Source organism: Zobellia russellii (genome assembly GCF_044597075.1).
Classification (GTDB): Bacteria; Bacteroidota; Bacteroidia; order Flavobacteriales; family Flavobacteriaceae; genus Zobellia; species Zobellia russellii.
This window is the reverse complement of record NZ_CP139000.1, coordinates 4,477,946-4,492,001: the sequence shown is the minus strand read 5'-3', so window position 1 is coordinate 4,492,001 and position 14,056 is coordinate 4,477,946. Positions and strand designations below refer to the sequence as shown.

At 41.0% G+C, this 14,056-nt stretch carries 2 protein-coding genes; one reads left to right on the top strand and one right to left on the bottom strand.

The genetic code is table 11. The features are described from left to right. Positions 1–18 precede the first annotated feature (18 nt). Positions 19–1,104: a hypothetical protein gene (locus SJY45_RS18460; protein WP_215441556.1), complete on the bottom strand. Its 1,086-nt coding sequence runs from the start codon at positions 1,102–1,104 to the stop codon at positions 19–21. Positions 1,105–1,262: 158 nt separating this feature from the next. Between SJY45_RS18460 and SJY45_RS18455 the strand changes: the two genes are divergently transcribed. Then, positions 1,263–14,051, top strand: coding sequence for a T9SS type B sorting domain-containing protein (locus SJY45_RS18455; protein WP_400072623.1), 12,789 nt, complete (start codon positions 1,263–1,265; stop codon positions 14,049–14,051). Positions 14,052–14,056: the final 5 nt, after the last annotated feature.

Here is a 14,056-nt window from a genome sequence, read left to right as displayed (position 1 = left end):
TGCCAACAACCCCTTTTATTACTGTATTTTTATACGTTGTTCCAATATTTGCTTCATACTCACATCTTCGTAATTACGACGTACAAAGTTCAAGGCTAAATCCAATACTTCGCCCATAGTTTCAGACTTCCTAAATTGCTGGTCCAGTGTTAGTTCGTAGATTTGTTCTCGTAACATTTCTAAATTTTCCCGAGTAGAAATCGTATCTTTCTTAACAATGCCACGAAGCCGTTTTATACGTGCTCCAGAACTTAAAATTCGCTTGGCAACAATAGACCTTTCTTCCAACTTATATTGATCTACGGAATCTCTTCTCAGCTTTTTCCTTACAAGCTCTACCATCTGAAAATTTTCCTTAAAAAATTGAGGTCTATATACCTTTAGTTTCCCTTCAAAACACTGTTGATCAAAATCTATGGCACGTATACGATAAACCACATGGTCAAAGTCATGAACAGGAACAATAACGTAATTGTAAGACCTCATATCTCCCAATAAACGAATCATACAACGCTCATTGAATTTTACGAATTCTTTGGCCAATTGAGATTTTTCGGATTCCGTACAATTGGGCAACATATCCTTTATAAAAACATCTCCCGGAATACCGGCAATATGCTCTTCTATCAAGGTGTCTTTGTAGACCAAAAAGTTAAGGTTATAAGGAGAAAGCATATGCTCTAATTCCAGTCCGTATATCCTGGATGCATCGGTCTTTTTTACATAAAAATAGGTGAAGTTATCGTTTAAAATATTCCTGACCTTTATCCGAAAAGGTTTGGAGTTTCCAAAGGTGCAAAAGTCTACTGCATCTACATTTAAGTATTGATGAATGTTATCACTACCATCCGAATGGAGTATGGAATATACCTTCTTTAGGCTATTATCAATTTCAATTCTATCAAACTCTGAATAATATACCCGTATCCACAGTGTATCCTCATCATCAGAATCATAGACCACTACAGAGCCAGCAAAACGTAACAAATCCTCATAAAAGATGGGTATCTCTATTTTTCGGCTATAATGCCCTAAATATTGGTCTAGCTTCTTGCTCACCGGGTACGCTGGTTTTTTCTTCGACATGAGTCGTTCTTCTGACATATTTCCAATTTCCTTACAAATTAATCAATTCCCACAAATTATAAGACAACTTACAAGAATTACGCTTAAAACAACATCTTTTAGAGGGTTTACAACATTTATTTAGCAGAGTGGGGCAACCTTAGTTATTTTGTTACAGTTCCAAATTGACCAGACCAATGAATACGTTACTAAAGCCATCTCTAAAGGGCATCCTTTATCTTTTTATTGCGTTTAATGCATTTTTCGGTTATTCACAATTAAGTGATCTTCATTACCTACCCCCATTAAAGCAAGGTCAAAATAACCAAGGTATACAAAACCAGGCAATTCATTTGTCTACACCTGAAACAACACCTTTTACCGTTAACGCCTATAGAGGTACGAGCAATACTCCTATACAGACCTTTTCTATTGACAATCTAAATTCGGCCGTTTGGACCCTAAGTAACGGAGACAACAATATTACATTGGTTAGTAACAGTAATACCGGGGTTGTACTTACAAATAGCGGATTGCGTTTTGAGGCACCGGGCGGGCAAGAATTCTATGTTAACTATAGAGGTAAGTCCGGATCACAGGCCGCTTCTTTAACCGCAAAGGGAAGGCAAGCGCTAGGTACTAATTTTAAATGGGGAGGTGTACCGAATAAAGGTACCCATTCTTCAAAATCCAACACCTTAGGTATTATGGCCACTGAGGATAATACCACAGTAACCTTGTCCGGTTATGATTCCGGCTGTCAGTTTAGGGTCGGTAACAACAGGGCCGGTATTACTGCAGACTCCTACACTATAACTTTAGATAAAAATGAATCGTTCGTATTTGAGACCTATATAGGTAATTCATATACCCGAGCCCATGAAGATGGTTGGATCGGGGCTTCAATTGTTTCTAACAATGATATTGTAATTAGTAACGGTTCTATAAACTTTGGTAGTCAAGACGGGCAAAGTCATAGGGATGCCGGTATTGACCAACCTGTTCCAGTAAATAAACTGGGTAAGGACTATGTTTTTATCAGAGGTAACGGAAATACCAACGGACTTACAGAATTTCCATTGATTATTGCTACGGCAGATAATACACAGATTTTTGTAAACGGGAATACAGCCCCTATCGCAACAATAGACAATGGCGAGTATTTTAAAATTCCTAGCAGTAATTATTCTCGCAATTCCGCTGGTGGTAACATGTTCGTTCAAACATCAAAAGATACATACGCTTATCAATCCGTAGCGGGTTCCTCCGCGTTGTATACCCAAGGTCTAAATTTTGTGGCTCCGGTAAATTGTTTATTACCGGATAGAATGGACAACATTCCGGATATCAGGAACGTAGCCACATCAATAATGACCGGTGGACTAACGATTACCGCATCGGTAAATACACCGGACAATAATGTAAAGGTTTTTCAAGATGGTGTAGAAATAAGCAAACCAGCGTCCGAAGCGGTTGCCGGCTCGTCAGACTGGAAAACATTTTTCATACCTAATCTAAATGGAGATATCAGTGTTACTTCAACCGGGCCTATGGCTATCGGTTTCTTTGGTTATAACGGGGCACAGGGTGTTGCAGGTTATTTCTCAGGTTTTGATACCGTTCCGGAAGTAAGGCTCGAAATTAACGGAGGTACCGTTGGAGAATGTTTTTCCGGTTCTAGTATTTTCGAAGCATCGGATGATAATTTTGATGCCTATCAATGGTATTTTGATGGAGTGTTGATTCCAGGTGCAAACTCGTTTGATTATGCCGCGACTATTGCGGGTGACTACTTCGTAAGAGGTACAAAAGGACCTTGTACCTATGATTCGCAATCTATTAAAATTTTCTACTGTGAACCAGACGTTAAGGTTGACAAAACAGTTGATAAACCAGAAATAGTAGAAGGCGAAACGGCCACCTTTACCATTAGAGTAGAGAATTTGTACTTTAATGATATTACCAACTTACGGATTACAGATAATATTCCAGCAGGGTTGACCTTAAACTCAGCTAATACCATTAAAGGTTCTTGGAATGGTAGTGTTTGGAACATTGGCACCTTGGCTCCAGGAGAAGTTGCCTTTTTAAACTTGCAAGTAACTGCAGATGAAATAGACATTTTGCCTTTAGTCAACCTCGTCAATACGGCTACCAATTCTCAAGACCAAACGGATGCCAACACTACAAGGGACGAGCCCTCTGCCCGAATTATAGTACATAATGATTTTGATAATGACGGCGTAGTAGATAGTGTTGATTTGGATGATGATAATGACGGTATTTATGATGCTGTTGAACAAATGTGTATCATATCTAGTGATGTTAATTTCACTTCTCCTTCAAGTACTATACAAGGGGGTACTGCGGTAACAGAAATTTTCTCTAATTACGGAGGTTTTTGGCGAAGTTCTACAGCTTCAAATAATCCCGTATTACCTAACTTATCACATGAATTATTGGCATTCACATCAGGAGGTACTACTTTCTCCACCGGTGTTGCAGACGATAATCTTTTTGATGCTGACGCTAATGGTTTATTAGATGGCATAGACTCCAATAATGATGGAATTGCAGACATTTCGGCTACAGAATCTAGCTGGATGGCCTTGACACCTTCAAATAATATTTATGGCGAAGCAACATTTGAAGCGAATTTAAATGACGGTAACAACAATAATGCTTTAGGGTTGACCATTGTTAACGACCCTACCTCAGACCCATTAAATCCTTTATTGACCCACGGACAAAATGGATTAGATCTTGGTTCTGGTATTGTTAACATTGGTGACACATGGACCTATGAAATAGATCCTATAGTAGCTACCAATGTTGGAGATGGTATACCAGATATATTATTGACCCAAGTGGCAGACCCAAGTGGTGTAGGTCATGTTGTTAGTCTTTATGATGCTTCAGGCGCTCCTCTAGGAAATGCTGTACGTGTGCAAGCCTATAGCGGCGGTGCACTTGCAAATGTTGTTGGTTCGTACAGATTAGATATTTATCACGCAAACGGAAGTATTTTCTATAATAACACCACAAGAGATTACCGCTTGGCCACAGTAGAATTATCAGAATTTGGAATACCCACCGCTAGTTTAAGTAATGTGGCCTATCTACGCTTGCAACTTAGTTCAAATGCCGATGTTGCATTTTTATCCTACAATACAGCGTCCTTCTCCGGATTTTGCTCGAACTTGGATACGGATATGGATGGTTATCCTGATCATTTGGACTTAGATAGTGATGATGATGGATGTAGCGATGCAAACGAATTTTACAAAAGTGATTCCGCAGATGGCGGAGATGGCGGAGAATACGGTACTGGTGTTCCTGTAGTAGACCCTAATGACGGTACCGTAAATGCAGCTTCTTACACACAAGTTTACGCACCGGTCATTAACTTGGGCAACACTTCTGAATTATTGGGCGGCACGGATATTAACGGGCAAGATGTGAATCTAGGAGATACGTTTAACTATGTGCTCCGCTTTCAAAATACAGGTGATGATGATGCCACCAATTTTACGATTAGAAATGTATTGCCAAATAATGTTACGCTAGATAATATCAATATTGATGACGCTCCTGGAGTAACCAATACCTACAATGCAGGCACGAATACCATAGATTTTACTATTCCAGATAACTTGGTCGAAATTGATGACCCAGAATATAAAATTAAGATTACGGTTACCATATCCGGTGATTGTTCTGAATTTGTGGCTGCTTGCGCCTCTCAATTGGAAAATCAAGCTTTTGCTACGTACCAAGGTATCGTTAATACGAATACCTTTTCTGACGAAGACGGTAGCAATACGGCGGGCTCTTGTGTTACCGACCTTGAAGTTGCCAACAATAACGTCGCCGATGCTTTAACCAACTGTAATGTGGCACGTTCCGTACAACTTTGTGGAACGGAAGCTGAACTTACGGCCGGATCTGGTTTTGAAACCTACAATTGGGCTATTGACAATAATAACAACGGAACTATAGATTCTGGTGACACTATCCTTAACGACGGAGACCCAGATAACGACCCTAGTACAATCACTATAACCAACATTGGCAACTATATAGTAGAAAAAACAGTTAGTAACGGTTGTTCTAACCATACTGAACTTATTTCCGTAGAACGCTATGGAGAAACGCAGACCAACCCTATTATAGAATACTTTAATCAAGTAAACGGAGACACGAATCCCGATAATGATATTCAAGGTGAAATAGTTACCTGCTCTATAGACGGTAACTCCATGCCAAACATATTCCTTTGTGGAACTGGAGACAGCGCCTTTATTCAGTTGGGCATTACAGATGCACAGAGTATTACTTGGGAAAAACTTGACGAAAGTAGCTGTTCCGAAGCTACATGTGGCGAGGTAAGTGATGACTGTGCGAATACGGACAGTAACTGGTCTTGGACGCAAGAAGAAGTATCCAACAATTTTACGATTACCAATAGTGGTAAATACAGAGTGGTAATCGCTTACGAAGGAGGTTGTTTTAGCAGGTTCTATTTCAATGCCTACCAAAACACTTTGGATATACCAGAACCGGATACATCAGATATTATTTGTGATACAGATGGTTCCATACGTGTTATCGATTTGGGATCGGGCTACGGATATCAGTTGTACGATGTAGAAAACAATACAATAGCAGTGCCGTTCAGTGCCGGGCAAGGACCAATTTTTGACATTGCCGTAAGCGGAACGTATAAAGTACAGATTACACAAATTAACCCATCTACGGGTAGTCCAATAGCCAACAGTTGTATTTTTGAGACGGAAGAAGTTGGTATTTCGGAAAGGATATTTGAGGTAACCCTAGGTTCAACTCCTTTTGATTGTAATGATTCTGGAACCATATCCGTACAAGCGTTGAACGTTTCTCCAGAATACAGTTATGAACTTTATTATGGTGACGGAAGTGGTAATGCCGGAGCGTTTGTTACCAACAACCTTGTTTCCTCAGATAACACGCATACATTTATCGGTCTTTCTGAAGGTGACTATGTAGTGGTAACCACTACAGTGGATGGCTGTAGAGATGAAAGCACTATTACGGTAAATGAAATTCCAGAATTAAGCCTGACAGCGACCAATCTGGAGAACATCACTTGTACCTCTGGTGCTATTAACCTTTCAGTATCGGGTGGAACAACTGGCTATGAGTATGCTATATATAGTAAAGACGGAGTTGCTACTTATGCCGATGAAACCACTATACCGGATTCTGAATTTTCAGAGAATGCCACATTCTTATTCGGTTATGACCTAGCTTCTTCCACCTACATCCCTAATGAAGATGGTGATTATGTTTTTGTTGTAAGAGATGACAATGGCTGTTACGGGCTTTCCAATATCGTAACCATGAACGATTTTGGTTCAGTGAGCATCACCGCATCTAATACAGATATCAACTGTGCCGATTCAGCCACATCGGTACTAACGATTAACGCCACAGGAGGTATCGCTCCATATCAATACAGTCTTGATGGGGGAACAACCTATCAATCCGAGAATTTTTTCAACAACATTTCAGCTGGTATTTACACTATAACCGTTAAGGATTCTAGCAACCCTAGCGGAAATGGTTGTGAGGAATCTATTGACTATGAGGTAATGCAGCCGTTTAGACTTACTGCATCCCCAGCTATCATAGAAGATGCTTCTTGCGATACTTCCGGAGCTACGCCTGCAACCGCACTTGTAAAAATCTTAAATACTACAGGAGGTCAGGCACCTTATGAATTCAGCTTTGACGGAGGTAGTTCTTTTGATGTTGTGGATGAAAAACGCCTAGCTCCTGGAACCCACCAAATGGTAGTAATGGACGCGTTAGGATGTACTACGGATTTAGAAATTACCGTACCGACTACAGCAAACGACCCAAGTTTTGATAATGCTATTACCTACGCTTGTGACGGAAACGGGATCATAACGATTACGCCATCCAACACAACTGATTTTACATATACTTATCAACTAAACGGAACCGATAATACACCAATTGACAGCAACATTTTTAATAATGTAGCATCTGGAACACAAACGGTAACCGTAGGTTATACCAGTACAATTTCAGCTGGGCAAAGTACTGTACTACTAGAGAATTTTGGTACAGGTTCTACTACCCAAATTGCGGAAATAGGTCCTGGATATTGTTACGAACCACAAGACGGCAGCGAAACTAACTGTAACCTTGGTCCTGCAGGTATTTTAGTAAATGCAGAATATGCAGTAACGGATAGAGTTACAAACCCGAATACTACTTGGAGAAGTCCTAATGACCATTCCGGTCTTACAAACGGTAGATTCATGGCTATAGGTGTAAGCACCTCGGCCGGTAACAATAACGTATTATGGTCCAGGTCTGGTCTTGAAGTTCTTGCCAATCAAGACATAACTATTTCGTTTTATGCTTATAACTTACAAATAGATGGTACACCAGGCAACAACCCTGAAGTGCTTGTGGAACTAGTAAATGCTTCTGGCACCGTTATTAGTAGTCAAGCTACCGGCTCTATTCCACAGAATACCAATGCAAATGATTGGCACTTAAGAGAGGTTACGTTTAATCCTGGTACAAACACTGCCGTTGGTATCGTGCTTCGTACCAATCTGGATAGTGATGATGGAAACTTTTTGGTCCTTGACGATATTCAAGCCACTCAAGTACCTGAAATCTGTAATAAAACCGCAGATATTACAGTGGTTGTAGAGACTGGTAAAGCTTTTGAGGTAAATATCCTTGGAAGTACAAACCCGACTTGTAATGGAAGTAACAATGGTAGTATTCGCTTTGAAGTCGATAATTTCAATCCTGCTTTTGGATATGAATACTCTTTGGATGGAGGTACCACTTGGACAGCGGAAACCACTTCTCCAATTACCTCAGCTGCTACCTTGGCCGATGGTACGTACAGCGTAATGGCTCGTAAAGTAGATGACAATACATGTACGGCAACCTCAGCAACATCAGTTACTTTGACTTCACCAAATGCGTTGACTGCAACTTTACAACAAACAGCTGAGTTTACCTGCTTAAACACAGGTGCAACGTTGGAGGCAACGGCAACAGAAGGAACACCAGGATACGAATATCAGTTGGAACTTACGGATGGTACCATGGTTCGTGCATTTAGCACGTCTAATCAGTTCTTGAATGTTCCTGCGGGTGATTACCTGGTTAGAATCTCCGATACGAACAACTGCGAAGCATTATCTACAGTGCCAGTTACCGTAATTGCCCCTACTCCAATCTCTGTAGACCTAGCGGCTACCCAGTGTTATGACGGTCTTAATAATGGAAGCGTAACCGCAACCGTCACGAACGGAAATGGCAACTATACATTTAAATTAGGTACAGGTGCAGAACAGACCCCAACACCTATCAACGGAACTACATTTACTTTTAACAACTTATCGGAAGGAACGTATGATGTAGAAGTAAAAGACCAATATGGATGTTCCTCAGGAATTCAGTCTATTACCATAGCTCCTGCCGTTACCTTAAGTGTTTCTGTAACCAATGCCAGCAGTTGTGCAGATGGTACTTTAACCGCAACCGCAAATGGAGGAGATACCAATTATATGTATGCATTTATACCTAGCGGAAATACGGTTACGGATGCAGATTTTGCTGCAACCAATACTAGGGACGTACCTGTAGCCGATATTGGAAATTATGATATTTATGTAAGGGATAAATCCAACGGAACCAATTATTGTCAAACAACCGTCACGGAAGAGGTTCAAGCCAATCCTACCTTATCCTTTACCGCGGTCCCAAAGGATGCCGAATGTTTTGGTGGCAACGGAAGTATTGAAGTGAATATCACAAGCGGACTTGCACCGTTCGATTACAGATTAATCGATACTACAAATGGTAACCCGGACCAATCAGATACGGACGTGGTTAGCAATACCAGAACCTATTTCAACTTAACCCCAGGCACATATGACGTACAGATTACTGACGCCGCTGGGTGTGTACAAACAGTTACAGGTATTGTTGTTGACGAACCTATTGAACTAACCAGTGATGTAGAAGGTAGAACTCCCGCCAATTGTACGGGTGATGTTAATGATTTTGGGTTTGACTTTTTAAATTACCCGACCACTATAGGAACTGTTGAATTTAGTGCCGATGGTGGTACTACATGGCAAACCTCCGATCAATTTAGAGGATATTTATCAGGTGAGGAAGTTGAGCCTTCATTAAGAACGGTAGATGGTAGCGGTGCTACTATATGTCAAACCGATTTACCTAGATTTATCATTCCTTACCCATTGGATGATTTAGATATTACAATTCTTCCAATAATCGTTAATTGTGATGAGTTACAGGTTAGTGTACGTGGTCAAAACGGTACAGCTCCCTATGAGTACACCTATTCGGACGATCCGGCAAACTTTAACGCCGTTACTCCAACCAACCCATGGACAGTGGCATATCCTTCAGGGACCACTCACACCTTCCCGAATTTAATTCCAGGAAGAACCTATGCTTTCTACGTAAGGGATGCCGTAGGTTGTGTAAGACAAAGTAGTGTAAACGTTAATGATATTGTTACCAATCCAATGGAAATTACGGCCAGTATTACCCCTGCCTGTAATGCCACAAGTAATGGTGAAATTGAATATACGATTACCGATAATCACGGAAGCACTGAGCCAAGCATGGAATGGGTTTTATATGATATTGATGGTAACGCTATCCGCAATAGCGGAGGTGTAGTAGCCTATTCCGGTACCATTAATATTACAGGTTTACCAGCAGACGAATACTTCATAGAAGTTCAGCAAATAGATGGCTCTGGAACCCCACAATGTATCAGCGCCAGTGAAAATGAAATTCTAGATGAACTGGATACTATCACTGGAGTTCCACAATCTATTCAGGATATTTCTTGTGAGAGTCCCGGACTTATAGAAATTGACAATGCACGAGGTGGTGGCGGTACGTATCTATATACCGTAACCGGACCTGCTCCGTTTGCAACCATTACCGCTACAGGTGATAATCCTATTGAAATTGCGGCAAATTCGCCTGCGGGAACTTATACTGTTTCCGTAGAAGACCAATATGGCTGTTCGTATGCATTGGGCAATGTAACCATGAATTTTATGGCACTACCTACCATAGATGCTATTGATATAGATAACTGCAGCACCAATGCTACCATTACGGTAAGTTCTACGGGAACAGGAACCGTACTTTATTCTTTGGATGGTGGAAGCACATACGAGAATAACGGGGGTAATTTCACCTCTGTACTTGCAGGAAATTATGATATTTTCATTAAAGACGGAACTGGTTGTACAGCTTCACAAAATATTGATGTACACCCAACCCTACAGGCTACAGCAGGTTTGGATAAGCAATTGGGCTGTGGTGCCGGTAATGAAGCGCAAATAGCGATTGAGGCAATTTCAGGTTCTGGTAATTACGAATTCGAAATTGTAGATAGTTCTGCTGCGGTTAAAATTGCACGCCAAACCTTAACGAGCAATCCTTTCAATGCAATAATAGATGCAGCGGATACATATACTGTTAACGTTTACGACATGGGAACTTCGGCCCCACAATGTAGCAGAAGTTTCACAGTAGAGGTTCCTGCTGCTATTCAACCACAGTTCACCGCCAATCCTACAGATGTAAGTTGTTCAGGTGCTAATGACGGTAGTATAGAAGTGGCCCAAGTTAACAATGGTAATAATCCTTTGACTTTTACCTTGACCCCAATGCCGGTAGGTGCATCTTGGGATGCCACTATTCAATCTTTTATAAACTTACCTGGAGATACGTATACCGTAACAGGAGAAGGCCCTAACGGATGTTCAACAGTTATGAATTCGGTTGTAGTGAATGAGGATGTCCTCATTTCATTTGCCCTACCTGCTGTAGAACAATTTGGCTGTACAGGTGACAATGACGCCAATAATGCAAAAATTACTATTGATTACAGTAGTATTTCAGGAGGAAGTAGTACTTACAATAGATTTGTTTTCATTGACGATGCTACTTCAAACGTTCTTCAAGATGGCAGCAGTCTAGTTTATGAGTATACAGATTTTGCCGGCGGAGATGTAATCGTTCGTGTTTTTGATAGCAAAGGTTGTCCCGTTGAACGGACAGTTACTGTAAATGCTTATGACGCACTAGTTGACGCTACTATTTCCGTTACTAGAGATATCAGCTGTATCAACAGTGGAGAGGACATCAGTATTGATGTAACCAGCACTATTACGGACTTTGCAACCAACCCAACAAACTATGAGTTTAGACAATTGCCGTCCACTACATACCAAGCTTCTAATCAGTTCTTGAATCTTGGAGCTGGCAGCTATACTTTTGGGATTCGAAATATCACTACAGGTTGTGAAATTACCCGTAGTCATTCTGTAGAAAACCCGAATACATTTGATGTTACCGTTGAAAAACTATCCGATGTTGTTTGCCATGGAGACAACGGCAGTATTCGATTAACACTGGATGATGCTACGTACACTACTGGATTCTCTTATTCTATTTATGACACCAATGGTACTCCGGCAGACCGTTCTGATGATGGTGCTGCCGTGTTAACGGGCAGTTCTGTCAATGTTGGCCCTACTCCCGCCATTAGCGTACCTGCAGGAAACTATTTGGTAGAAGTAGTACAAGATGATTTCCCTAATTGTACACAAGTAAGGTCCTTTAACATTACAACACCAAGCGCTCCAATAACTCTAGCACCAATAGATACGGAAGATGTAGGTTGTACCAATGACCTTGGTAGCGCCAACATTGCCCCTGCTGGAGGAAAAGCTCCGTATGACATTATCTTGACCCACAACGGTTCAGGTACAACATACACAGCCAACCAAGTAACTAGTTTCCTTTTTCAAGGTCTTGGAGCCGGGCAGTATACGGTTGAAGTAACGGACAACTTAGGTTGTAACCCTACGTTCGCCAATGCATTTGAATTGGTTGTCCCAGACCCTATTTTCGCAACAATTTCAAGCGTAGCCTTAGTCTGTGAAGGTGATGCGGATGCTTCTGTTACGGCCACCGTTTCCCCAAGGAACGTAACCACAAACTACAGATACATTCTTAATACGTACGATGATGCTTCCGGTACCAACCTATTGCAGACGTCAAGCTCACAGACTACCGATACCTTTAGCAATTTAAGATCCGGTTTTTATAGCATCAGCATATTAGACGATATGAACTGTAGCTTTGAAACACCAATTGAGGAAATTGTTGAACCTACAAAGGTAGAAGGCCAATTGGTCACAGCTCAACGCTTAAGTTGTCTGTCCGATGCCGAGTTGCTATTGACCGCTTCTGGTGGAACCGCTCCTTATATGTGGAGTACGGACGGCACCAACTTTAATGCCATGAACCAAACAAGTGGTCCTGACACACATTTGTTTACCGGTATTACCGCAGGCACTTACCAATACTATGTTAGGGATAGCTTTAACTGTGTTTCCGTTCAGAGCAACAGTATTACCATCAATGCTATAGAGCCATTACAAGTGGTAATAGACGATTCTGCAGCTGTAGTAAACTGTAACGGTCAAAGTACAGCAGTTATTGATGCTGAAGCCAATGGCGGATTGGGCAATTATCAGTACTCCCTATTCTCGGACGCTGCGCTTACCAATGAAATACGTCCTAACCAGAACACAGGTCTATTTACAGATTTACCAATGGGCTCCTACTACGTTAGGGTTCAGAGTGATGATTGTGAAGTGGTTTCAACGGAAATTCCAATTGTAGAACCAGCTCCGTTAGAAGTTACTCCAGAAATTGTAGATGTAAGTTGTAATGGTGCCGAAGACGGAAGCATTACCGTGAATGTAAATGGCGGTACAGGAATCTATCAGTTTGCCATCTCTCCAAACTTGAATCAGTTTACAGATGAAAATACTTTTGATGAATTAGCTCCTGGAGACTATACCATCATTGTTCAGGACTCTAACGGTTGTTTTGAGGTTATTGAAGCCACCATTACCCAACCAGAGGTATTGGAAGTTGAAGCATTAGCTACTCCTGAAATATGTGTTGGCGAGGAAAATGGCGAAATAGATTTGACCATAACAGGTGGTACCGCTCCATACAGTACCCGTTTGTTTACAGAAACCAATTTTGTGGAAGGAAGAACTAACTTTAGTGATTTAGCTTCCGGACTATATATTATCTATGTTGAAGATGCCCAAGGATGTGAAGAAACCATTACGGTTACCATAGAATCCGGAGTAAACCTCGAAGCTCTTGTTGAACCGGTCTACGGTTGTAACGGAAACATACCAAGCAATTATGTGAATATTGTGCTTGCGGACCCAACTATAGAAAACGACGTTCTTTTTGGACTTGATACTATGAACCCTTCCCAAATGCAACTAAATCCGTTCTTCCGTGATATTGCTCCGGGTAGCCATTACGTTGCCATTTCGCACGCTAATGGTTGTGTAGCCACCTATGATTTTGAAATTGAATCATTTGACCCCTTAACTTTGACCGTAGCCGAGACCAATATCAATCAGATAACGGCAACCGCTTCGGGTGGTAGAGAAAACTACACCTACTATTTTGGGGATACCAACAATGGTTCTGACAACGTTTTTTACATTACTAGAACAGATACTTATATCGTTACCGTAGTAGATGAAAATGGCTGTGAAAGTACCCAAAGTATTTATATGGAATTCATAGATATTGAAATCCCTAATTTCTTTACACCTAATGGAGATGGTAACAATGATATTTGGAGTCCGAAAAATATTGAGATTTACCCGGATATCTTTATCAGTATTTACGATAGATACGGCCGTACGGTGTACCGTTTTAAAGACAACCAAGATGGGTGGAACGGTATTTACCAAGATACCAACTTACCTTCCGGAGATTATTGGTACATCATAAAACTCAACGGAGAGGCAGATACTAGGGAATTCGTAGGGCATTTTACGCTGTATAGATAAGTAAA